Source organism: Janthinobacterium sp. TND4EL3 (assembly GCF_900156175.1).
Taxonomy (GTDB): domain Bacteria; phylum Pseudomonadota; class Gammaproteobacteria; order Burkholderiales; family Burkholderiaceae_D; genus Janthinobacterium.
This window is the reverse complement of the sequence record NZ_FTMV01000008.1, coordinates 211,125-233,629: the sequence shown is the minus strand read 5'-3', so window position 1 is coordinate 233,629 and position 22,505 is coordinate 211,125. Positions and strand designations below refer to the sequence as shown.

The following is a 22,505-nucleotide window of genomic DNA, read 5'->3' as shown; positions in this document are numbered from 1 at the left end:
GCTATTTGCCTTTCATGTTCATTTGATGGCCCTTGTGCGGATCGCTCGCCGAAGGCGGCTTGGGGTTTTCCTGGCCTTTTGTACCGGGCGCCATTTCCATCGACATGTCCCCCTGAGTGCCATGCTGAGAGCCACTGATGACTTCTTGATTTGCCTGAATCCAGGCCCTATCTGGAGATGTTTGGGGCTCCCCAATCGGCTTAACATCAGCAAAAGCAGAGACATATTTCAGCGGCGGCACCGTGGCATTGGCATCTGTCACCGCCGCAGTGGTGCTAGCGGGCTGAGCGGATTGTGCATAGACAACCGGCGAGAAGCTAACCGTTGCCAGAAGCAATAAGTGGAAGCGTTGCATGATTCTCTTTCAAAATTGACTGGTAATTGGGTGGATACAGCACGATATGAGGCGAACGCCAGTGCATGATTTCAGCAAGCGGCGGGGAAAGTGGTGTGAAGGGAGCTCAAGGGGCGCGAGGAACGAGTAATGACCATTGTCAGCTCCATGGCGTTGCCTCCAAAGGTAAAGCAAGGCGTACGCTGTCCTGCACCTTACCTGGGCCAGGTTGCTTACAATGTGCGTCAGCATGAAATTCATCTGCAGTATCTTCCCTGTGATGGTCAACCGAGTTGCTTGTACATTTCCCGAACCACCCGAAATGAAATTGCTTCCTCACGCTACACCTTCCAATGAACGGAAGGTCAAGCGAATTTCAGTTTGCCAGAGTATTTTCACTTCCACCTTGCCACAATCACCGCCCGCTGATTTAATTCCACCACTGCAATTCATCATATAAACAAAAACACTGGAGACCTCGTGCGCCAACTGACTTCCCTTCTTGCTATTTCCATATTCAGTCTTCCCTTATACGCCGCCACACCAACTGAAACTGTTGCTGCATTTCACGAAGCACTCGCCAGCGGCAAGTCCGAGCAGGCGAGCACTTTGCTTAGCCCGGAAATTAAAATTTACGAATCTGGGCATGTTGAACGTTCACGTGATGAATACGCTGGCCATCACCTGCCAGCCGATACCGCCTTTGCTAAGGCCACTAAAAGCAAAGTCCTAAAACAAAACGAACGTATTGACGGAAACCTGGCCGTCGTGATGCAGGAAACAGAGACCACAGGACAATTCCAGGGCAAAAATGTGCACTTACTCGGCACAGAAACAGCTTTGCTCGAAAAACAGGGCGATCAATGGGTCATCTTTCATCTGCACTGGTCGTCCCGCAAATCTCAGTAACTTCATGAGCCAGCAGTACACTGGCGGACGTACATGTAGTTAGTTGGCGTAGGTCGGGTTAGGTGCCACATACACACGTACGCCGTGGGTATTCACGCCAGACGGCGCAATTGCCGAAAAGTCAAAGCTCGAATTGGCTCGCAGTGTATCGAACTGCCAAGTGAACGTCTTACCATCCACATCAAACTTGACGACGTCGCCCTGGGCGACATTCACATACTTCGTAGTCGATGAAATCGTGATAGTGCGCGTGGCGGCCGGCGCCGGAGCAGCACTGCCAAACGCAGGATTCGAGTGCATTTCGCCTTGGTGTGCCATCGCGGCGAGGGGGCTGAGCGCGATGACAGCGAAAACGACGATGATGTTTGCTTTGAGGGATTTCATTGGGATGTCCTTATTTTTCAGGTGCGGGTGAATGAGGTTGCGGATCCGATGAAGCTATTCTACGTAGGTGACCCGCACACCCGAATGACGGAAACATTACATTTACATTACAGAAACCTTAATAATTTGATTAAGGTAGTAGGTTCGAAGTGGAACCGCGACTTTCTTGCGGCAACATGCTAGGCGCAGCAATGGTTTATCAAGAGTAGGTCGAGTGTGAAGATAGGCATGCCGTCGTTGCAGCCGCCAAGCATTCGCTTTAAGCGCTATCAGCCAATCGCCTTTGCTACCGCCATTTGATTGAGCAGCTTATTACCTCTCGATAAGTCGTTTGTCGCCAGATACGTGCGATACCAAAGTTTCCAACTTGCTGAGAGACACACACCTCTGCCACTGAGTACGAAGATTCAGCTAATTGGTATGTCGATACGTCTGGAGGAGACCCGGACGACAAGAGTTCCGTACCAAGGTGAATCATAGACGCGCATAAAAATAGGTTTACATTAATTTCATATTTCGATTATTATGGAATTATGGAATTATGAAATTAAAAGGAGTGCACATGGAAACTAAAAATGTCATCGCTGCGTTGGCGGCACTGGCCCAGGAGTCACGCCTGGCCATCTTTCGCTTGCTTGTCCAGACCGGACCGCAAGGGATGGCGGCAACGAAGATTGCCGAACAGCTGGGCATCCCGCCATCTTCCCTGTCATTTCACTTGAAGGAACTGGTGCACGCGGACCTGATCGTGCCGCGCCAAGATGGACGCTTTGTCATCTACGCCGCGCATATCGACAGCATGAATGCCCTGATCGGATTTTTGACCGAAAACTGCTGCGGCGGCGCGCCTTGCACTACTGCGCAAGGCGCAGCCTGTGATGCCGCATGAATCCAAACGTACAAATTGAATCGCCCCCCCCACCAACGCAGTGATTAAAGGAGTCGTCATGACCGAAAAAGTGTACAACGTGTTGTTCCTCTGTACCGGCAACTCAGCCCGTAGCGTGATGGCAGAAGCGCTTGTCTCTACCATGGGAAAAGGCCGCTTCCGCGGATTTTCGGCTGGCAGCCACCCGGGCGGTAGCGTCAACCCATTCGCCATTGAGCAAATTGAAGCGACCGGCTATCCGCTCGACAAACTGCGCAGCAAGAGTTGGGATGAATTCGGTACCGCAGACGCACCGCACATGGATTTCATCATTACTGTGTGCGACAACGCCGCCGGCGAGGTCTGCCCTTACTGGCCAGGCCATCCGCTCTCGGCGCACTGGGGCTTTGAAGACCCGGCTGCAGCCACCGGTACCGACGAAGAAAAGCGCGCGGTATTTCACAAGGTGTTCCGTCAGATAATGACCCGAATGAACGTCTTCGTCAGCTTGCCGCTGCACATGTTAGAAAAAAATGCGATCCAGCATGAGATCAAAGCAATCGGCCAAAGCGCCGTCTAGCGGACGTGCGCCCCGGCATGCCCGTAGATGACGGGCATGCCTTAATTTTCACTATTTTTCGATAACATCATGAACGTTCTTTTTTTGTGTACCGGCAACTCATGCCGCTCTATCCTGGCTGAAGCCACATTTAATCACCTGGCGCCGGCAGGCTGGCATGCGCTGAGCGCAGGCAGTCATCCGGCCGGGGCGCTGCACCCAGGAGCACTGGCGTTGCTGGCCAAAGAGCAGATATCGACCCTGGGGTATTACAGCAAGTCCTGGGACGCTCTGCCTTCCGTGCCCGATATCGTCATCACCGTGTGTGCCAGCGCCGCTGGCGAGACGTGCCCGGCCTACCTGGGCCCAGTGCTTAGAAGCCACTGGGGTGTAGACGATCCCGGCCATGTCACGGGGACGGACGCAGAAAAGGACGCTGCTTTCCGGGTGACGTATGGCATTCTGCGCGCACGCATCGAGGCTTTCTTCGCCTTGCCGCTAGAGCAACTGCGGCATGACCCGGTACGCCTGAAAGCTGAACTCGACAACATTTCCAGTGTCTTTGCCCCGGCAGTCCCCAAGGAGGCACGCGTATGTTGACTGCTTTCCTGATTTTCTTGGCGACTCTGGTACTGGTTATCTGGCAGCCGCGTGGCCTGGGTATTGGCTGGAGCGCGGCCATCGGCGCTGGCGTCGCGCTGCTGGCTGGCGTCATCCAGCTGTCGGACATTCCCGTCGTCTGGCACATCGTCTGGAATGCCACCGGCACGTTTATCGCCGTCATCATCATCAGCCTGCTGCTCGACAAGGCCGGCTTCTTCGAGTGGGCCGCGCTGCACGTGGCACGTTGGGGCGGTGGCAGCGGCCGCAAGTTGTTCGTCTTGCTGGTCCTGCTGGGTGCCGCTTTCGCTGCGTTGTTTGCCAACGATGGTGCCGCGCTGATACTGACACCTATCGTGATCGCCATGCTGCTGGAACTGAAGTTTTCAGCCAAGGCGACCTTGGCGTTCGTGATGGCGGCCGGCTTTATCGCCGACACGGCCAGTCTGCCGCTGGTGGTGTCGAACCTGGTCAATATCGTTTCGGCCGACTATTTCAAGATCGGCTTTGCCGAGTATGCGGCTGTGATGGTACCGGTCAACGCGGTGGCAGTGATAGCGACCCTGCTTGCTCTGATGTGGTTTTTCCGCAAGGACATCCCGCAAGACTATGACGTCTCCCAGCTCAAACGCCCCGGCGCCGCGATCCGCGACATGGCGACCTTCAAGGCTGGCTGGCTGGTCCTGGCGCTGCTCTTGATCGGCTTTTTCTGGCTGGAGAGCCTGGGCGTGCCGATCAGTGTCGTGGCCGCCGTCGGCGCCGTGCTGTTGCTGGCTGTCGCTGCCAAAGGCCACGTAATTCCTACGCGTGAAGTCATCCGTAATGCACCATGGCAGATTGTCGTTTTCTCGCTGGGCATGTACCTGGTCGTCTACGGCTTGCGCAATGCGGGGCTGACCGGCTACCTGACTGGCGTGTTCAATTATTTTGCCCAATATGGCGTGTGGGGCGCGGCCATGGGCACTGGTATGCTGACGGCGGTCCTGTCCTCGATCATGAATAATATGCCGACGGTGCTAATCGGCGCCTTGTCGATCGATCCGACCTCGGCGCAAGGCGCCGTGCGCGAGGCGATGATTTATGCCAATGTCATTGGCAGTGACCTGGGGCCGAAAATTACCCCGATCGGCAGCCTGGCGACCCTGTTGTGGCTGCATGTTCTCGACAGTAAGAAGATTCACATCTCCTGGGGCTACTACTTCCGCGTCGGCATCGTCCTCACCTTGCCTGTGTTGCTGGTGACCCTGGCGGCGCTGGCACTGCGCCTCAGTTTTTAACCAAAGGATCTATTATGGATATCACTATTTATCACAATCCAGCCTGTGGTACCTCGCGCAACACCTTGGCGTTGATCCGCAATACTGGTGTCGAGCCGCAGGTCATCGAATACCTGCAGCAACCGCCAACCCGCGAGACCCTAGCCGATTTGATTGCCCGTGCTGGCTTGAGTGTGCGTGAGGCCATTCGTCAGAAGGGGACGCCTTACCTGGAACAGGGCCTCGACCAAACCCAAATCAGCGACGAGAACCTGTTGGACGCCATGCTGGCACATCCCATCCTCATCAATCGTCCCTTCGTGGTCACGCCGCTCGGCGTGCGACTGTGCCGCCCATCGGAGGTCGTGCTCGACATTCTTCCTTTGCCGCAGCTGGGCGGGTTTGTCAAAGAAGATGGCGAGGCGGTCATCGATGCACAAGGAAAGCGGGTGGTGCCACATGCATAAGCTCACTGATCACTTGCCCAACATCAGCGCCGCGCACCTCGATACGCCGACCCTGGATAAACTTACGCCGCCGACGGTGGCCACGCACCCGCCGCGTATCCTCCTGCTGTATGGTTCGCTGCGCGAACGCTCGTTCAGCCGCTTGCTGACCCTGGAAGCGGAGCGCCTGTTGAAGCACTTCGGTGCTGAAACACGGGTCTTCGACCCGCACGGCTTGCCCATGGTCGACAGCGTCAGCCCTGACCACCCCAAGGTACAGGAATTGCGCGCCTTGTCGCTGTGGTCGGAAGGCCAGGTCTGGTGCAGCCCGGAACGCCATGGCGCCGTGACGGGCGTGTTCAAGTCGCAGATCGACTGGCTGCCGCTGGAAATGGGTAGCGTGCGTCCCACGCAGGGGCGCACCCTGGCTGTTATGCAAGTATCGGGCGGCTCGCAATCGTTCAACGCCGTCAACGGCTTGCGCGTACTAGGCCGCTGGATGCGCATGGTGACCATCCCGAACCAGTCGTCCGTTGCCAAGGCATACCAGGAGTTCGACGACAACGACCGAATGAAGCCGTCGCCGTACTACGACCGCCTGGTCGACGTCATGGAGGAGCTATATAAATTCACCCTGGTGGTGCGCGATCGCTCGGATTACCTGACTAGCCGCTATAGCGAACGCAAGGAATCCCTGCCGGCCGAAGTACGCGTCCTCGCCGAAGCGGCCATGGATCACGAGACGCCAAGCAAATAGGCTGTTTTCACGTTGGCCCGCTTCTCGGGCCGTCACTGCACCATGACATAGCCGAGGTTTTGGCTGAAAAGGTTAAAATGAAGATGAAAATTCTGGTGTTTCTCGGTTCTATTCGCACCAGCACACCGCCCCTGCCAGCGCGCGTGGGCGAACGCGTCGCCAAGGCCTGCGCGGCGCAGTGCAGCCGCGATGGCCACAATGTGGAGCTCATCGATCCACTCGACTACGACCTGGGTGACGTGTTCAAGCCGCACTTTTCCTATGCACAGGGGCGGGCGCCCCTGCCGCTAGAGCATCTGGCCAGTGAAATTGCCAGCGCCGATGGGTATGTGATGGTCAGTCCTGAGTACAATCATTCAATGAGTCCGGCACTGATGCATTTACTGAACCACTTTGGCAGTTCCCTGTTTTCCTTCAAGCCCAGCGCCATCGTGACTTATTCGGCAGGGCAGTGGGGTGGCGTGCGGGCAGCGGTCGGTATGCGTACGTTTCTGTCCGAGCTGGGCTGTTTGCCGGTGTCGGCCATGATCCATATTCCGTCCGCACATACTGTTTTTTCTGCCGATGGCAGCTTTGCGCCTGAAGTCGATAGTACGCGTTGGGTATCCTATATTGAGCGCACTTTTTCCCAATTGATCTGGTGGGCCGACGCCGCAGGACGGGAGCGGGCCCGCTCGGGAGGTACAGGGCCTTCGCCGGCATTCCTGCGCGATCCTACTCAACGCAATGCGCCGTGAGGCCACATATGAAGGATTATTGCTAGAATGACACTTCTGGTCGCCGTGCGCAGTTTGCGGCCGGGCTGCTTCCTGCCACTTCACGTCTATATGGATCCCGCTGATGATTCGACTTGCCACTACCACCGATGCTGCTGCGATCGCCACGATCTACAACCATTACGTCAGCAGTTCCACCATCACGTTTGAAGAGCAGATAGTCGCTATCGATGAGATGGCCCAGCGCATCGTCTCTGTGGGTGCGCAGTTGCCGTGGTACGTCTTTGAACGCGACAGCGAGATAGTCGGCTACGCATACGCAACGCCCTGGCGTGCCCGTAGCGCCTATCGTTTTTCGGTCGAATCGACGGTCTACGTGGCGCACGAGTGTGTGGGCCAGGGCATCGGCCGGCAGCTATACAGCGCGCTCATCGATGACTTGCGTGAACGGCAGTTACAAGTGGTCATCGGCGGCATCGCACAGCCCAACGACGGTAGCGTCGCCTTGCACGAACGCCTGGGATTCGAGAAAGTGGCCATGTTCAAGCGAGTTGGCCGTAAATTTGATCAGTGGATTGATGTGGGGTACTGGGAACTGCAGCTCGGGTAGCTAACCACTGAGCACAAGATTTCTGTCCTCGAAAATCCATTTTCAGCGCTTAACTGTTTCGTTCGGTGGTGTCGTGTCAGGAAAAAAAAGCGTGAATTGAGTAACTCCACTAAGCTCACTCATGACGCTGGCGCGGCCATGGTGAAGCGTCATGATCGATTTGACGATTGAAAGACCCAAGCCAGCGGAGGCTGACGTACTGGACCTCGATTTATCGGAACGGTAGAATCGGTCAAACAGCCGCGGCAGGTGTTCCTGCATGATGCCTGGGCCAGGATTGGAAACGGAAACCACGGCCCCGTCGTCGTCAGCTATCGCCTTGAGCGTGATGGTTTCACCCTTTTGGGTGTACCGAATGGCGTTCGATACAAGGTTGCTCACCGCGCGGCGAAGTAGGAGTCCATCAGCAAGCACTTTACCAGTGGCAATGACGATGATTGATATCCCGGCGTCGGATGCCGGCCCTTCAAAATACTCGGCGATTCGCGTCAGCTCAACATCCATGTCAAGCTGTTCAGTTGCTAGCAAAACTTGGTCATGGTCAGCCCGTGCCAAAAATAATATACTTTCCACCATTCTAGCTAGACGGCCAAACTCCTCGTAGTTAGATGAGAGCAGGTTTTGATATTCCTCCGATTCTCTGGGGTGAGACAGGGCAACTTCTGTTTGCACCATCAGATTGTTGAGCGGCGTACGCAAATCATGTGCCAGGTCATCTGCGAACCGGGAAAGGTTATTAAAGCTATTTTGCAAGCGGTCAAGCACCTCATTGAACGAATCAGCCAGTATCTGGAATTCCTTCGGGGCTGATTTTGCATGCAAGCGCACTTCCAAATTGTGCGCGCTGACTTGCTGAGCTTGCTGCGCGAAGAGCTTCACTTTGTGCAACGCGCGACGCACAAGCAGAAACCCCAGTAGGGCTGTTAGCACAGCACCAAAGAAGCCTGAAGCAAGAACTTTTAACTTGTATGCAGATAGAACAGCTGCGCGACTCTCTTCGCTCCGGGCGAGCGTGATTTGCACCACGGAACCTGTCGAACCAACAGTACCTAGCGCTGCGATGGCCCTTAGGTTGGGTTCGCTATGCCCTGGCGCAGCACGTACATGAGATGGCTCTGGCATCGTCTCAGCCGGCACAGCGCCATTGGCATGCATAAATGAACGTTCACTGGTATTGCGGGTTAATTCTTCACCGTTTTGTGCCTGCATAACGAGCAAAAAGCCGCCATGCAAATCGACCGCATCTAAAAAGCGGTGTGGATCCACACGAATCGATTCTACACTCGGTGTTTCCTCAAGCATATGCCTTATGAACACAATACGGTCAACAAGGTCTGCATCATCCCGTGCCTGGAGCTGTGCTGCGAGTGCTTGATAGAGATAGATGCCTAAGGCTGAAAATACAATTGCCGAGATGCAGGCGAAGAGCGCCCCCAGCTGAGTTGTGAGAGACCAGTTCTTGATCTTCATTGCCTATCTTCTAACACATAGCCCATACTCCGAATCGTATGGATCAGTTTGACCTCGAAGGGGTCGTCAATTTTTGCACGTAGACGGCGTACCGCGACATCCACCACGTTCGTGTCGCTGTCAAAATTCATGTCCCAGACTTGCGATGCAATCAACGGCCGGGACAAAACTTGTCCGACCCGTTTGGATAATAAATGCAAAAGTGCAAATTCTTTTGCAGTCAAATCAATCCGAACACCGGCGCGTATGACTCTTCGCTTGGGAATGTCCAGTTCAAGATCGGCAATCTGAAAAATATCAGCTTCTCTGATCGGCCCTCGGCGCAACAACGTTCGAATACGAACAAGCAACTCAACAAAAGCGAATGGCTTGACTAAGTAATCATCCGCACCAAGCTCCAACCCTTTGATGCGGTCATCGAGTCCATCCCGTGCGGTAAGAAACAGCACCGGCGTATCGACCGTTTTGCGTAACTCCGCGATGATTTGCCAACCATCTAAGCCTGGAAGCATGACGTCAAGCACGATGAGGTCATAGTGGGCAGTAGTGGCGGCGTGAAGTCCGTCGGGTCCAGTTCTCGCCAAGTCAACCACAAAGCCAGACTCGTTCAGACCTTTCTGGATATATTCGCCCGCCTTTTGCTCGTCTTCCACCACTAATAATCGCATATCACTTTTCCACTTGTTCAACTGCTGTGTCCACGTTCTGCGGATGGCGAAGATACCCGTCGTTCTCTGTCTTTAGTCTACCTTGGAAAGGTGACAGTCGTCTAACGCCAGGATTACAATCCTGTCAGAATTGAACTGTTTACCTGTGCTGACTAGAATACGATCAAAGGTTCCTGCACTTTTTAAATTTTCACAACAGCGCCTTGATGTGAGCGGTGACCAAGAAGGGCGCGCTATCGGTCGGCAGGCTTACAAAGAGCAGAACGCATTGTAGAGGGATGGTGCTTATGACTACCGCGTGTCTGAATGTTAAGATGCTTCTAAGAAATGTCGACCTAATTGTTTTCTAAATGTTTTTCATGTGTTGTGGTGAAATTTTTCTCTTGCAAGTAGCCCTCGCAAAGTCATGACAGGCGTGATACATTCCGGGCATGCGCAAGTCCCTCTCCAACTACCTCGCTTTTTTCCTGTTCGTTATGTTCATGACGAACAGCGGCGCATGGACGGGGAGCAGCGTTCGCCTGGCACATGAGATGGCGCATATCGGCCAGCTCGACCAGGATGCAGGTGAACATGAGCATGCGCACTTGGGCCACAGCAATGACGGCGATCATGATGATCGTAACAATGAGGTGCTCGGCAAGTCCGGACACCAGGCCCTGCACGCCGTCGACCACCTTCAGTTTTTCCCGGATACCGCCTTCGGTGGTTTTTCGATGCTGGCTGCGGACGCTAATGTCCCGCCGCAATTCGTCACCCTGCGCTTGCCGCTCCCCTCGTACGACCCTCCGTTCCGCCCGCCTTGTAGCGACGCGCTGACAGCCTAACTCCGTCTGTATGACCGGGAGCCTGCGCTCCCCATCAAGCATTTGCCGGAGTAGATGCGCGCCCTGATGCGCCGCGCGTCTCTGTCCTCGTTGCATCTTTTACCTTTTGCTGCCTTCCTTCACAGCCGCCACTCTGGCGCGTCTGGGGAGCGTTGGTGTGCCTGGCCTGCGGGCCATGGCCTCGATTACCCGGTAGCCCTGTCTGTCTCATTCAGGAAAGAATCATGAAAACAAGAGAAATACTCTCGCCCCTGTGTCTGGCGCTTGCGCTGGCATTGTGCCTTCCGTCGTCCGCTGCGGAGCGTTCGGCCAAATTTGCTGTCACGGAACAGCAGATGAAAGCCCTCGATATTCAAGTGCGGGCATTGCAGCGCGATGCCGAGTTGGTCGTGCTGAACCTGCCTGCACAAGTCACGTTGCCCGCCAGTGGCGAACAGATTGTCAGCTCCCCCTTGACGGGCCTGGCGGTCCAGTTGTACGTACAACCGAACCAGGTAGTCAAGCGCGGCGCACCATTGCTGCGTCTGGTGAGCCAGGAACTCGGGCCTTTGCAATTGCAATTGCTGCAAGCTGCGAGCCGGGCCGGCCTGGCCCGCCAGACTGCGCAGCGCGAACGCGTCTTGTTCGATGAAGGCATCATCGCCCAGCGCCGCGTTCAGGAAGCGCAGACAGCGTTACAAGACAGCGAAGCGACATTGCGGCAGGCTAAAGCTGCGCTGCGCCTGGCCGGTCTGCCTGCGCAGGCAATCGAGCGCATTATTGCCAGCGGCAAGCTGGAGGATGGAGTGACGCTGACGGCTACCCAGGCCGGCATCGTGACCCAGATCGAAGTCAAACCAGGCCAGCGCATCGATCCCACCACCGCCTTGCTGCACCTGACGCAACTCGATCGCCTGGCACTGGAAATCCAGGCGCCCGCAGCGCAATCCGCGGCCTGGCGTGTAGGTGGTACCCTGCAGGTCGAGGGGCGCAACAGCAAGGCACGCATCGTCAGTATCAGCCCCGTCGTCGCGCCAGGCAGCCAGACGGTCACCATCCGCGCGGAACTCGATGCCGGCACCAGCGGCTTGCGGCCCGGCGAAATGGTCACAGTGCAATTGCCACTGGGCGCCAATACGGCCGCCTGGGACGTGCCACTGGCCGCGCTGGCGCACGATGGCAAGCAAGCCTATGTATTTGTGCACTCCAAGGACGGTTTTGAAGCGCGTCCGGTCGCCGTCGTCAGTAGCGCAGGGCAGCGCGTGCGGGTGTCCGGCATGCTCAAGGCCGGTGAAAAAATCGCCGTCACCGGTGTCGTGGCCCTGAAAGGCTCCTGGCTGGGCGAGAAAGGGGGCAGCTGATGCTCGCCCGCCTGATCCAGGCATGCCTCTCGCAACGCCTGTTTGTTCTGCTCGCAGCGCTGATGCTGGGCGGCGCCGGGTGGTATGCGTTCAAGCAGCTGCCCATCGATGCCTTTCCTGATGTTTCCAGTACACAGGTCAAGATCATCATGAAAGCCCCCGGCATGACGCCGGAAGAGGTGGAAAGCCGTATTGCGGTGCCGGTTGAAGTTGAAATGCTGGGCATTCCGAAGACCAAGGTCCTGCGGTCGGTCACGAAATACGGCCTAGCCGACGTAACCATCGACTTTCAGGACGGCACCGATATCTTCTGGGCACGCCAGCAAGTCAGTGAGCGGCTGGCCGGCATCACGGACAGCTTGCCGAGTGGCATCAGCGGCGGCATGGCTCCGGTTACCACGCCGCTCGGGGAAATGTTCATGTTTACCATCGAGGGCGGCGGTCTTTCCCTGGCCGAGCGCCGCAGCTTGCTCGACTGGGTGATCCGGCCCGCCTTGCGCACGGTGCCCGGCGTGGCCGATGTGAATGCCCTGGGCGGTGTCGTGCGCGCCTTCGAGGTCGTGCCCAATCCACTGGCCATGGCGGCAGGCGGTGTCACCCTGGCGCAGTTGAGCGAGGCCATCCGTGCCAACAACCGCAACGACGGTGCCGGACGCCTGGGTGAAGGCGATGAAGTACTACTCGTGCGTAGCGAGGGCAGCATCACCAGCCTCGATGATCTGCGCGCGGTCGTCGTCACGGTGCAAAATGGGGCGCCGCTACGCGTGGGCGCACTGGCCGACGTGCGTATCGGCTCGCTGACACGCTATGGCGTCGTCACCCAGAGCGGCAAAGGGGAGGCGGTGCAGGGACTGGTGCTGGGTCTTGCCGGCGCCAATGCGCAGCAAGTGGTTGAAGGTGTGCGCAAGAAGCTCGGCGAGATCCAGCCGACCTTGCCAAAGGGCGTCACCCTGAATGTTTTCTATGACCGGGCCGAGCTCGTTTCGAAAGCCGTGGGCGCCGTCTCGTCGGCGCTGCTGGAGGCAACGGTGATTGTCGTCGTACTCCTGGTCCTGTTCCTCGGAAACATGCGCGCGGCTCTCACAGTAGCACTGGTCTTGCCGCTGGCGGCGCTGATCACCTTCATTCTCATGCGCGGCTTCAATATGTCGGCCAATCTGATGAGTCTGGGCGGCTTGGCCATTGCCATCGGCATGCTGGTCGATGCGGCTGTGGTGGTGGTGGAAAACATCGTCCAAAGGCTGGCGCACGACCCGACGGCGGGCAAGTTGCCGCGCCTGCATACGATTTACCGGGCGGTGCGCGAAGTGGCCGTCCCTGTCACTTCCGGCATCGTCATCATCATCACGGTCTTTTTGCCGCTGCTGACCTTGCAGGATCTGGAAGGCAAATTCTTTGCCCCGGTCGCCCTGGCCATCGTCTTTGCACTGGCAGGCTCGCTGCTGCTGTCGTTGACCGTCATTCCCGTGCTGGCCTCGTATCTGCTACGCGAGGTAGCGCATCAGGAACCCTGGTTGCCGCGCAAGCTGCTGATCTGGTACGAACCCGTGCTGGCCTGGAGCATGCGCCGGCAACGCGTGGTTGCTATCGGCGCCGCAGTCATGCTGCTCGGCGCGGGCTTGCTCTACACACAGGTGGGCAAGACGTTCATGCCAACCATGGATGAGGGCGACCTGATTGTCGGCATCGAAAAGCTGCCTTCCGTCAGCCTGGAGCAAAGCGCTGCACTGGACCTCAAGATACATCAGGCCCTGATGCAGGCGCTGCCGGAAGTGACGGGCGTGGTGGCGCGCGCGGGTTCTGACGAGATCGGTCTCGACCCGATGGGCTTGAATCAAACCGACACCTATCTCTTGCTCAAGCCACGCGGCGAATGGCGGATGAAGGGCAAGGAAGCGCTGATGGACGAGATCCGCAAGGTACTCGACCAGTTACCTGGCATTAAATACAGTTTTACGCAGCCGATCGAAATGCGCGTGAGCGAGATGATTATTGGCGTGCGCGGCGATATCGCCGTGAAAATCTTCGGTCCCGACCTGGCGCAGCTGAACCAGTTCGCGTCGCAGGTGGAAACCGTGCTGAAAACCATACCAGGCAATCAGGATGTGTACACGGTGCAAAACGATGGCGTGCAATACCTGCGTGTGGCTGTCGACCGCCTGCAGGCGGGCCGCCTGGGCTTGAGCGTTGAGGAAATCCAGGATGCGTTGCGGGTGCAGATCGAAGGCCAGCAGACCGGGCATGCGGTCGAAGGCAACCGCCGAACACCAATCGTGTTGCGCGCCGACGAGTCCATCCGCCTGTCGCCGACGGATTTTGCCGCCGTACGCATTACCGCCAAAGATGGCAGCAGCGTGCCGCTCAGCACTGTGGCGAAGCTGGAACGCGCCGAAGGACCGGTCAAGATCGACCGCGAGATGGGCAGCCGCTACAGCGTGGTGATTGCCAATGTCAGCGGGCGCGACCTGGTGGGCTTCGTCAACGAGGCCAAGGCCAGCGTCGCCAAGACCCTTGCCTTGCCGACCGGCTACCGCATCACCTGGGGCGGCCAGTTCGAGAACCAGCAGCGTGCGGCCGCGCGCCTGGGCGTCGTCGTTCCGGTGGCTTTGGGACTGATCTTTATCGTGTTGTTTTCCACCTTCCGCTCGGTACGCCAGGCGCTGCTGATTCTGTCGATCATCCCGTTCGCCTTGGTGGGCGGCATCGTTGCCTTGTGGGCCACGGGTGAGTATCTGTCCGTGCCGGCGTCCGTGGGCTTTATCGCCTTGCTGGGTATTACGGTGCTCAATGGAATCGTTCTGGTCAGTTATTTCAATCAGCTGCGTGCCGAAGGCATGGCCCTGGCAGAGCTTGTGGTGCAGGGGGCGCGCCGCCGCCTGCGCCCCGTGATGATGACCGCCTCGATTACGGCCTTTGGCCTGATCCCGCTGCTGTTCGCCAGCGGGCCAGGCTCGGAAATCCAGCGCCCTCTGGCCATTGTGGTGATTGGCGGCTTGATCACGGCGACTGCCTTGACTCTGCTGTTGTTGCCCATTCTTTATTTGCGCTTCGCGGTGGCGAAGCAGGAGAAATTCCATGACTGAACTGTGTTTAACCTTGCTGTGTCCTCCAGCGCTGGAAGAGCGAGTGCTCGACACGCTGCTGATGAGCAGTGAAATTTCGCTTTTTACCAGTACTGCGGCCGCCGCACACGGCCTGGCGCACGATCGGCTCAGCGCCACGGAGCAAGTGCTTGGCTTGGCCAAGATGACGCGCATCGATGCACTTCTGCTGGAAGCGCATCGGGAAAAGGTGCTAACCATGCTGCGCCAAGTCTTGCAGGGCGGCGGTGTGCGCTATTGGCTAACACCCATTACCGAAGCGGGGGAGCTGCTATGAAGTATGGATTACTCATGGCGCTGGCGGCGGGTGCGGTCCAGGCCGCGCCACTTCCGCCGGCGCCCGGCTTGTTGCCGACAGCGATGGTGCGCCCTCTGCTGGACCAGGATCCTGAGGTGGCCGCCGCCCGTGCCGGGCGCGAGATGCTGCGCCAGGACGCCGCGCTGGCGCAGGAATCTCCGTACGAGTGGACCGCCAAGGTCACGGCCCAGCGGCGTACCGTGGAAGCCGGCCCCCATTACAGGGAGTGGAATGCGGGCGTGGAGCGCACGTTGCGTTTGCCGGCCAAGGCCAACGCGGATCGCCGCATCGGACAGGCCTTGCAGGAAGAGGGGGAGGCGCGCTATGGCGAGGCCTTGCTCGAGACCGCGCGTGAATTGCTGGGACTGTGGCTGGACTGGTCGCACGCTGAACAGGCGCTGGTATTGGCGGCCGAACACCAGCAGGCGGCCAGCGACAATCTTGTTGCGGTGAACAAGCGCGTCAAGGCCGGTGACGCCGCCGCGCTCGACGCCAGCCTGGCGCGCGGGGACTTGGCCGACCAGCAAAGAGTCAGTATCGAAGCCAAAACGGCGGCAGCTGTTGCTTGGGCACGCCTAAATGCGCGCTTTCCCGGATTCCAGCGCGAGTTGTCCACCTTGCCTTCCTCGCTTCCCCTTGCCGAGTCGCCGAGGTTCTGGCGTGAACGCATCCTGGCCCAGAGTGACGAACTCAAGATTACCGAGGCGCAACTGCTCAAGGCGCAAAGCGTGAGCGCGCGCATGCGGGCCGAGCGCACGCCAGATCCCACTGTCGGCCTGTACACGACGTCCGAGGTGGGCGGTCGTGAGCGCATCACGGGTGTCATGTTCAGCATTCCCTTGCCGGGCGCCCACCGGGCCGCACGCGATGGGCGGGCAGTCCAGGCCATGGAGGTGTCGCAGCATGAGGTCGCACTGAAGCGGCGCGCCCTCGATGGCGCCATCGCCGTATCGCTGGCGTCGGCACAAGGCGCGCATGAAAGCTGGCAGGTGGCCGAAGCGGGCGCGGCGGACATGCGTGACAACGCACGCCTGCTGCAACGTGCCTACACCTTGGGCGAAGCCGATCTTCCTACCTTGTTGGCGGCCCGCCGCCAGGCGACCACCGCCCAGCAAAACGCCCTGGCGGCGCGGGTGGCGGCGGCACGTGCGTATTACGGCATCTTGGTCGACGCGCATGTGGTGTGGGACATGGACCATGAATAAAGCATTTTTCCGGGCGTCTCCCGACGCCAAGACTGTTAATTGGAGCACTACATGAAATTGATGATGAACAAGCCGGGCCTTGGCGCCTGGTGGAGCTGGCTGGCCGGCGCCTTGCTGTGGCTATGCGCTGGTGTCGCGGCCGCCCATGGCGTATCCGAGTCCGACAAGGGTTTTCTACAGGCCAGCAGCGGCATGCAGATCCTGCCGTACATTTATCTGGGGGCCAAGCACATGGTCACCGGCTACGATCATTTGCTGTTTTTGTGCGGCGTGATCTTTTTCCTGTACCGCATGAAGGATATCGGCCTGTATGTGACGCTGTTTGCCATCGGCCACAGCACGACCTTGCTGCTGGGCGTGATCAACGGCTGGCATATCAATGCTTATTTTGTCGACGCCATTATCGGCCTATCCATCGTGTACCGCACATTCGACAACCTGGGAGGCTTCCAGACGGTCTTTGGCGTGCAGCCGAACAAGCGGGCGGCCGTGCTGATCTTCGGCTTTTTCCATGGTCTCGGCCTGGCCACCAAACTGCAGGACTTTGCCTTGTCCGCCGACGGCCTGGTGCCAAACATGATCGCCTTCAATGTCGGCGTGGAGATCGGCCAACTGCTGGCCTTGAGCATGATCCTGATCGCCATGCGCTACTGGCGCAGCACCACCAGCTTTGTACGGCATGCCGCCACTGGCAATTTCGTCCTGATGACGGCCGGATTCATTCTGGCCGGCTACCAATTCACCGGCTTTCTCAGCAAATAGGAGCACGACCCATGACATCCACACCAATGAACGGCGGCATTACGGTCGCTAAAAAAGAACTGTTGCGCGGTACCGGCCTGGCGGCCTTGGTTGCCGGCCTCATTTTGACTGTCGCGGTTCTGCCTGCCGAATACGGCATCGATCCGACTGGAATCGGCAAGGCGCTGGGCTTGACCACCTTGCATCGCCCGGCGGCGACCGCTGCCGACAGCGCACCCGCACCGCAGGGCTCGCAGGTAGCGGCGCCCGGCGAAGAACGCGCGCTCACGATTGCAGCAAAGCAAACCGTGCCGTATCGCTCGGACGAGCAGGAAATTACGCTGGCGCCCGGCAAGGGCCTGGAAGTCAAAACTCACTTGGCCAAGGGTGCAACGTTGATTTATTCCTGGGAAACGAAGGGTGGCGCCGTGGTCAACCATGATTTTCATGGCGAGCCGGTCAACGCGCGCGAAGACGAGTTCGAGAGCTTTATCGCCGACAAGGGAGTGAGCAGCTCCAGCGGCTCGCTCATCGCGCCCTTTACAGGTGTGCACGGCTGGTACTGGAAAAACAAATCGGCCGAGCCGGTGACCCTGGTGCTGCGCTCCAGCGGTTTCTACGCGGACATTTACAAAAAGTAAGTAATACGATTGGTTTGCTGTGTGCGGCGCTAATGACACGGTGCCGCGCCCATGTACGACGGCTTATCGCGGCGAGGCCGACCAAAATCGCCGCATCTATGGAGAATTGCATGAAAAAATTTATGTTGACGTTGGCCACTTTGTTGCTCGTTTCCGGAGGACCTGGCGCGTGGGCCCACACCGACCACGATCATGACGAGGCGCCGGCCCAGATCAAGCTCGAATTGAAGGTCGGCAAGACGGGAGCCACGGTGTATGCCAAAAGTGCGGGCAAGAATTACGCGACGGCAGGCGCAACTGGCGTGTTGGCAATCATGACGGGCAATACCAAGACCGACGTCGCCTTGCAGCCTGGCGCGGACAATACGATGATCGCCAAGACGGCGGTGCCGCTGGCCGCGGGCACCCGAGCCCAGGCCAGCATCACCTTCGCGAACAAGAACACAGTCAAGGCCGAGCTGGTCGCCAAGTAAGGCACCATGCGGCCCCTCACCGGGCCGCAATGAGGGTTGCGCTGCCAGGGTGTGCCGGATCGTGCATACTGGCAGACTAAGTAAATAATACGTTATGAAAGCATGGTATGGCATTTTCTTCATCTTCACCAAGTCACAGCACGCATCAAGGTGTCGTGTACGCCTTACTGGCGGCGGCCCTGTTTGGCGCCAGCACGCCCTTTGCCAAAACGCTGGTAGGGCAGGTCGCTCCCGTCACTCTGGCAGGAATCCTGTACCTGGGCAGCGGACTGGGCTTGCTGGCCTGTTTCTTGGTGCGCGCGGTGCTCACCCGCAACACCAAGGACAAACCCGCCACGCTCACGACTGCGGATTTGCCATGGCTCGCGGGGGCGATTGCCTTCGGCGGCATTGCCGGGCCAGTCCTACTGATGTTCGGCCTGACCCTGACGCCTGCCTCCTCGGCATCGTTGCTGCTCAATATCGAGGGCGTGCTGACGGCGATGCTGGCCTGGTTCGTCTTCAAGGAAAATTTCGACCGCCGTATTTTCATTGGCATGCTGCTGATCGTCGCCGCTGGCATCCTGCTGTCCTGGGAGCAGGTGCCAAAACTGGGCGTGCCTTGGGGCGCGATCGCCATTGTGGGCGCCTGCCTGTGCTGGGGTATCGACAACAACCTGACACGCAAGGTGTCCGCTAGCGATGCCTTGCAAATTGCCGCATTGAAGGGCCTAGTAGCCGGTTCCGTCAACCTGGCCATCGCCATGGCCTTGGGTTACACCTTGCCCAGCGTCAGCATTGCCCTGAACGCAGGATTTGTCGGTTTTTGCGGCTACGGCTTGAGCCTAGTGATGTTCGTGCTGGCGTTGCGCCACCTGGGAACGGCCCGCACGGGCGCTTATTTCTCGGCGGCGCCGTTTGTCGGCGCGGTCATCTCACTTTTCATGCTGGGCGACATTCCCGGGCTGCTGTTCTGGCTGGCCGCAGCGTTGATGGCCGCAGGCATTTGGCTGCATTTAACGGAAAATCATGAGCACGATCACGAGCATGAGCCGCTGTTACATACGCATGTGCACAGCCACGACGCCCATCACCAGCATACGCACGATGACAGCTGGGACGGCAAGGAGCCGCATGTGCACACCCATCAGCATCTGCCGCTGCGCCATGCGCATCCCCATTATCCCGACATCCATCACCGGCACGATCATTCATGACTCTGGTCAAAAAGAAGATTGCATGGGGCGAAATCGCGGATTCGCACAATGTCGCCGAGTTTATGGGTGTAGAGGGTGAATTCGTACGTTCCCAGGTAGATGGAATGCTTGGAAGGACCAGCGATGATTGACGAGGTTGGAGCTAACGTCTGAAGGACCGCGCCGCCATTGCCTACGGTGTTCAAACCGCTAGCGAACATGCTAGCCTTTTCTTTCTTACTGGTCCATGTGGTTCCAAGCATGCCGCTTTAGAACCGTTCAATGTTCTCTCTTCGAGACAACTCCACTAAATGGCCGTTGTAGCGCGGAAGCCAAACCCACAACATATCCATTAGTAAAGCATCATCATCTGTAAGCTGTCGGACGAAGTGATGAGATATATGCCATTGCGTATGGAAGTTATCAGCAAACTCGTGATCCTTCGACGGGTAGCCACGACAGCTTGGCGGAAGGTATTGCCAAGGTAGGACTCGGCCATCTTGGTTAGCCCAGGATTGATGGCATCGGTCAGGATTGTCGTCAGCAGCAAGGTCTTGTCCTTGGCCGTGTCGCTGGTTTTCAGATGTGTGAAGTGCCGGGTGAACCCGGCCACACATCGGCTTCCATCGAGAGTTCAGTGATCTTGGTGTGCGTTAGCAGCATAGCTCAATCAGACACGTCAACGCTTAAAGGCGAGCAAGAAAACACCACCAGCGACCAGCGAAATGCCCGACCACTCCCGGACTGATAGCCGTTCTCCTAGGAATGTGAACGCGAACACAGCCACCAAGACGAGGCTAAGCTTGTCCACAGGCGCGACTTTGGATGCATCCCCTATCTTGAGTGCCCGGAAATAACATACCCAAGACGCGCCAGTGGCTAGGCCAGACAGCCCAAGAAACAACCAAGTTTTCGGCGAAAGCTCAAAGGGATTGGACCACTTGCCCGTATAAGTAACGAACACGGATAGTACGACAATAATGACCGCCGTTCTGATCAAGGTGGCCAGATCGGAATCGACTCCCTGTATGCCTATCTTGGCAAAAATAGCAGTCAGTGCTGCAAATACGGCGGATAGAATAGCCCAATAGAACCAGCCAGTTGATGTCGCCATATATTTCCTTAAAGTGGTTTAGCCAGCGGCATGAGCACACAGATACATAGGCCAGAGTGCGTCACTTCGTCTGAGAATCCTATTTGAATCTCAGCGCCAATCCGATCCGTGACTGCCTTGACGATGGAAAGGCCCAGACCTGATCCGACCTGATCGCTCCCAAGAATGCGATAGAATGGGGCAAACACCCGATCTTGTTCTACTACTTGAATCCCTGGCCCTGAATCTTGGACTCGCAATATTGCGCGACCTTCTTCCTCGGCGACAGAAAGATCGACCCTGCCGCCAGTCGGCGTGTAACGGATGGCGTTATCAACCAAATTCTTGACGACGGCAATCATGTCCAGTTCGTTAACCCAGAGTAGGGCGTCTTGTTCTCCTTCGACACCAATATCGATGTGTTTGGCTTCTGCCAGTGGCATAAGGTCTTCCAGAACACGTCGATAGACGTCCTGCACGGATACGGGCGACCCGGGTCGGTCGAGCGCAGACTGAGCCTTGGCCAAGGTGAGAAGCTGATCCAATAGGTTCCGACCACGCTCGATGCCTCGGCGCAATGTCCTGAGACGTTCACGTGCAAGGTCAGGCATATCTACCTCGGCCAGCCGCTCGGCTTGCAGTGACAAGGCGGTTAACGGAGAGCGAAGCTCATGCGCCGCATCCGCGACAAACCGGCGCTGTGCTTCCATCGCTTTCTCAACTCTGGTAAGTAGACTATTGATTGCCACCACGAACGGTCGTACTTCAGCAGGAAGATGCTTTTCTTCGATTGGATGCAATTCTTGTTCGGCGCGTTGGTCGATTTCCGCAGATAAAGAAGCGATGGGCCGGAACATCTTACGCACAAGATCAGCCACGATCAAAAGCAGGATTGGAACCAGAATTAGCAACGGCATCAAAGTGCGCAAAGCGCTGTCGCGTGCGATTTCATCGCGAACGCCAGTTTCCTGCGCTACGGCGATACGCTCGCCGTTGGACGTTGTTTTAACCAACACACGGAACGGTTCTCCGTTAACTTCAAGCGTATGCAGACCATCGGGTAGCGTGATTGGTAGTGGCAGCGGTGCTCCGGTCTCACCTTTTCCGATCACCTTTCTGCCATTTGCTAGATACTGGACAATGACCCGGGACTCTTCATCGCTGTCTTTGGCGCGTCCATCGTCTCCAAAATGTGTAAGCGGGAGGTGTTGCTGATCAAACAGCGCCGCAACTTGGCGCAGCATATCGTCTTGCAATTCGTGGGCTTCGTCGAATGCGGATACGAATGAAAATAAGCCAGCCACCAATGCGATGACCAAAATGGCCAGCGACAGCGAAAACGACAGCTTGAACTGGACTGACTCGTTCAAACGTTTTTTGAAACCATCCATCCAACCCCCCTGACATTTTTGATGATTTCTCCGCCCAGTTTGCGCCGCAGTGCATGGATCAGGAATTCGACCGCGTTGCTTTCCACCTCTTCGCCCCATCCGTAGATACGGTCTTCCAGATCACTGCGGGAAAGAATTGCACCGGGGCGTGCCAGCAAGGCTTGCAACAACGCGAACTCACGGTTAGAGAGTTGCGCCGGGGCACTACTGTTGACTGCGGCCTCTCGCGTGGCTGGATCAAGCGAGACAACACCGTTGCTGAGTATGGGCGTTGCGCTGCCTCCCTTGCGTCGTAGCACGGCGCGCATGCGGGCCAGCAGTTCGGCCATTTCAAAGGGCTTGAGCACGTAGTCATCGGCCCCGCCATCCAAGCCGCGCAGTCGATCATCGAGTCCGTCACGGGCGGTGATGATGAGCAGTGGAACGGGGTTGTCCTTGGCGCGGATGTTGGTCAACACCTCCAGCCCATCCTTGCCAGGCAGTCCAAGGTCGAGCAGCACCAGGTCATAGTGCTGGCAACCCAGTGTCGTAAGGGCAGTTTGACCGTTTTTTACCCAGTCGGCCGCATAAGAGGCGTCTTTCAACGCCCCTTGGATGGCTTCGCCAATCATGGTGTCGTCTTCGACCAGCAAGACTCGCATTA

General features: G+C 57.6%; 26 protein-coding genes and 1 pseudogene. 19 read left to right on the top strand and 8 right to left on the bottom strand.

Features of this window, described 5'->3' with window-relative positions:
• Nucleotide 1: 1 nt before the first annotated feature.
• Complete coding sequence (locus BXA07_RS14860; protein ID WP_076568666.1) at nucleotides 2–355, bottom strand: hypothetical protein; 354 nt, start codon at nucleotides 353–355, stop codon at nucleotides 2–4.
• Between the two features lie 459 nt (nucleotides 356–814).
• Here BXA07_RS14860 and BXA07_RS14855 point away from each other — a divergent pair, with 459 nt between their 5' ends.
• A complete protein-coding gene (locus tag BXA07_RS14855; protein ID WP_083708265.1) occupies nucleotides 815–1,243 on the top strand; it encodes a YybH family protein in 429 nt (142 codons plus the stop codon).
• A gap of 39 nt (nucleotides 1,244–1,282) precedes the next feature.
• Here the strand turns inward: BXA07_RS14855 and BXA07_RS14850 are convergent, their stop codons facing one another.
• Entirely contained in the window at nucleotides 1,283–1,627 is a 345-nt protein-coding gene (locus tag BXA07_RS14850) for a CzcE family metal-binding protein (protein WP_083708263.1), read from the bottom strand.
• A gap of 562 nt (nucleotides 1,628–2,189) precedes the next feature.
• On the opposite strand from BXA07_RS14850, the gene BXA07_RS14845 reads away from it, so the two are divergent.
• The 8 genes from BXA07_RS14845 to BXA07_RS14810 all read left to right on the top strand — a co-directional run bounded on the left by BXA07_RS14845 (nucleotide 2,190) and on the right by BXA07_RS14810 (nucleotide 7,439).
• Nucleotides 2,190–2,516 (top strand): ArsR/SmtB family transcription factor, encoded by a 327-nt coding sequence (locus BXA07_RS14845; RefSeq protein ID WP_070289040.1) that lies wholly within the window; start codon nucleotides 2,190–2,192, stop codon nucleotides 2,514–2,516.
• Between the two features lie 58 nt (nucleotides 2,517–2,574).
• Complete coding sequence (locus tag BXA07_RS14840) at nucleotides 2,575–3,075, top strand: arsenate reductase ArsC (protein WP_076568665.1); 501 nt, start codon at nucleotides 2,575–2,577, stop codon at nucleotides 3,073–3,075.
• 69 nt (nucleotides 3,076–3,144) lie between these two features.
• Nucleotides 3,145–3,654 carry an arsenate reductase ArsC gene (locus BXA07_RS14835; protein ID WP_076568664.1) on the top strand — a complete coding sequence of 170 codons (510 nt, stop codon included), beginning with the start codon at nucleotides 3,145–3,147 and terminating at the stop codon, nucleotides 3,652–3,654.
• On the top strand, nucleotides 3,648–4,931 hold the full coding sequence (locus tag BXA07_RS14830) for an arsenic transporter (RefSeq protein WP_076568663.1): 1,284 nt from the start codon (nucleotides 3,648–3,650) through the stop codon (nucleotides 4,929–4,931). Before BXA07_RS14835 ends, BXA07_RS14830 begins: the two co-directional genes overlap by 7 nt.
• A gap of 14 nt (nucleotides 4,932–4,945) precedes the next feature.
• On the top strand, nucleotides 4,946–5,377 hold the full coding sequence (gene arsC / locus BXA07_RS14825; RefSeq protein WP_076568662.1) for an arsenate reductase (glutaredoxin): 432 nt from the start codon (nucleotides 4,946–4,948) through the stop codon (nucleotides 5,375–5,377).
• Nucleotides 5,370–6,113, top strand: a complete 744-nt coding sequence (gene arsH / locus BXA07_RS14820) for an arsenical resistance protein ArsH (RefSeq protein ID WP_076568661.1) — start codon at nucleotides 5,370–5,372, stop codon at nucleotides 6,111–6,113. Before arsC ends, arsH begins: the two co-directional genes overlap by 8 nt.
• Nucleotides 6,114–6,190: 77 nt before the next feature.
• Nucleotides 6,191–6,850 carry an NADPH-dependent FMN reductase gene (locus BXA07_RS14815; RefSeq protein WP_212592301.1) on the top strand — a complete coding sequence of 220 codons (660 nt, stop codon included), beginning with the start codon at nucleotides 6,191–6,193 and terminating at the stop codon, nucleotides 6,848–6,850.
• 103 nt (nucleotides 6,851–6,953) lie between these two features.
• Nucleotides 6,954–7,439 carry an arsinothricin resistance N-acetyltransferase ArsN1 family B gene (locus BXA07_RS14810; protein ID WP_076568660.1) on the top strand — a complete coding sequence of 162 codons (486 nt, stop codon included), beginning with the start codon at nucleotides 6,954–6,956 and terminating at the stop codon, nucleotides 7,437–7,439.
• Nucleotides 7,440–7,481: 42 nt separating this feature from the next.
• Here BXA07_RS14810 and BXA07_RS14805 read toward each other — a convergent pair whose 3' ends face one another.
• Nucleotides 7,482–8,909, bottom strand: coding sequence for a heavy metal sensor histidine kinase (locus BXA07_RS14805; protein ID WP_076568659.1), 1,428 nt, complete (start codon nucleotides 8,907–8,909; stop codon nucleotides 7,482–7,484).
• Nucleotides 8,906–9,577: a heavy metal response regulator transcription factor gene (locus tag BXA07_RS14800; protein WP_076568658.1), complete on the bottom strand. Its 672-nt coding sequence runs from the start codon at nucleotides 9,575–9,577 to the stop codon at nucleotides 8,906–8,908. Before BXA07_RS14800 ends, BXA07_RS14805 begins: the two co-directional genes overlap by 4 nt.
• A gap of 431 nt (nucleotides 9,578–10,008) precedes the next feature.
• On the opposite strand from BXA07_RS14800, the gene BXA07_RS14795 reads away from it, so the two are divergent.
• The 10 genes from BXA07_RS14795 (at nucleotide 10,009) to BXA07_RS31615 (ending at nucleotide 19,530) form a co-directional block, all read left to right on the top strand.
• The gene (locus BXA07_RS14795; protein ID WP_076568657.1) at nucleotides 10,009–10,404 is read left to right on the top strand and encodes a hypothetical protein; all 396 of its coding nucleotides are present in this window, start codon (nucleotides 10,009–10,011) and stop codon (nucleotides 10,402–10,404) included.
• A gap of 224 nt (nucleotides 10,405–10,628) precedes the next feature.
• The gene (locus BXA07_RS14790; protein ID WP_076568656.1) at nucleotides 10,629–11,744 is read left to right on the top strand and encodes an efflux RND transporter periplasmic adaptor subunit; all 1,116 of its coding nucleotides are present in this window, start codon (nucleotides 10,629–10,631) and stop codon (nucleotides 11,742–11,744) included.
• Nucleotides 11,744–14,827, top strand: coding sequence for an efflux RND transporter permease subunit (locus BXA07_RS14785; protein WP_076568655.1), 3,084 nt, complete (start codon nucleotides 11,744–11,746; stop codon nucleotides 14,825–14,827). Before BXA07_RS14790 ends, BXA07_RS14785 begins: the two co-directional genes overlap by 1 nt.
• Nucleotides 14,820–15,122, top strand: a complete 303-nt coding sequence (locus tag BXA07_RS14780; protein ID WP_076568654.1) for a DUF3240 family protein — start codon at nucleotides 14,820–14,822, stop codon at nucleotides 15,120–15,122. The genes BXA07_RS14785 and BXA07_RS14780 overlap by 8 nt, the downstream gene beginning before the upstream one ends.
• Nucleotides 15,119–16,348 (top strand): TolC family protein, encoded by a 1,230-nt coding sequence (locus BXA07_RS14775; RefSeq protein WP_076568653.1) that lies wholly within the window; start codon nucleotides 15,119–15,121, stop codon nucleotides 16,346–16,348. Before BXA07_RS14780 ends, BXA07_RS14775 begins: the two co-directional genes overlap by 4 nt.
• Nucleotides 16,349–16,399: 51 nt before the next feature.
• Nucleotides 16,400–17,110 carry a HupE/UreJ family protein gene (locus BXA07_RS14770; RefSeq protein WP_076568652.1) on the top strand — a complete coding sequence of 237 codons (711 nt, stop codon included), beginning with the start codon at nucleotides 16,400–16,402 and terminating at the stop codon, nucleotides 17,108–17,110.
• Nucleotides 17,111–17,121: 11 nt separating this feature from the next.
• The gene (locus tag BXA07_RS14765) at nucleotides 17,122–17,730 is read left to right on the top strand and encodes a hypothetical protein (protein WP_076568651.1); all 609 of its coding nucleotides are present in this window, start codon (nucleotides 17,122–17,124) and stop codon (nucleotides 17,728–17,730) included.
• A 110-nt stretch (nucleotides 17,731–17,840) separates the two neighbouring features.
• The gene (locus tag BXA07_RS14760; RefSeq protein WP_076568650.1) at nucleotides 17,841–18,203 is read left to right on the top strand and encodes a hypothetical protein; all 363 of its coding nucleotides are present in this window, start codon (nucleotides 17,841–17,843) and stop codon (nucleotides 18,201–18,203) included.
• A gap of 107 nt (nucleotides 18,204–18,310) precedes the next feature.
• On the top strand, nucleotides 18,311–19,399 hold the full coding sequence (locus BXA07_RS14755; RefSeq protein WP_076568649.1) for a DMT family transporter: 1,089 nt from the start codon (nucleotides 18,311–18,313) through the stop codon (nucleotides 19,397–19,399).
• Nucleotides 19,396–19,530 (top strand): hypothetical protein, encoded by a 135-nt coding sequence (locus tag BXA07_RS31615; RefSeq protein WP_280175057.1) that lies wholly within the window; start codon nucleotides 19,396–19,398, stop codon nucleotides 19,528–19,530. The genes BXA07_RS14755 and BXA07_RS31615 overlap by 4 nt, the downstream gene beginning before the upstream one ends.
• A gap of 298 nt (nucleotides 19,531–19,828) precedes the next feature.
• Here the strand turns inward: BXA07_RS31615 and BXA07_RS14745 are convergent.
• The 4 genes and pseudogenes from BXA07_RS14745 to BXA07_RS14730 all read right to left on the bottom strand — a co-directional run.
• Nucleotides 19,829–20,044, bottom strand: a pseudogene (locus BXA07_RS14745) (Tn3 family transposase); the annotation flags it as partial.
• Between the two features lie 13 nt (nucleotides 20,045–20,057).
• A complete protein-coding gene (locus BXA07_RS14740; RefSeq protein WP_076568647.1) occupies nucleotides 20,058–20,492 on the bottom strand; it encodes an EamA family transporter in 435 nt (144 codons plus the stop codon).
• An 8-nt stretch (nucleotides 20,493–20,500) separates the two neighbouring features.
• Nucleotides 20,501–21,862: an ATP-binding protein gene (locus tag BXA07_RS14735; protein ID WP_076568646.1), complete on the bottom strand. Its 1,362-nt coding sequence runs from the start codon at nucleotides 21,860–21,862 to the stop codon at nucleotides 20,501–20,503.
• Nucleotides 21,838–22,503, bottom strand: coding sequence for a response regulator (locus BXA07_RS14730; RefSeq protein ID WP_076568645.1), 666 nt, complete (start codon nucleotides 22,501–22,503; stop codon nucleotides 21,838–21,840). The genes BXA07_RS14735 and BXA07_RS14730 overlap by 25 nt, the downstream gene beginning before the upstream one ends.
• Between the last annotated feature and the right edge of the window lie 2 nt (nucleotides 22,504–22,505).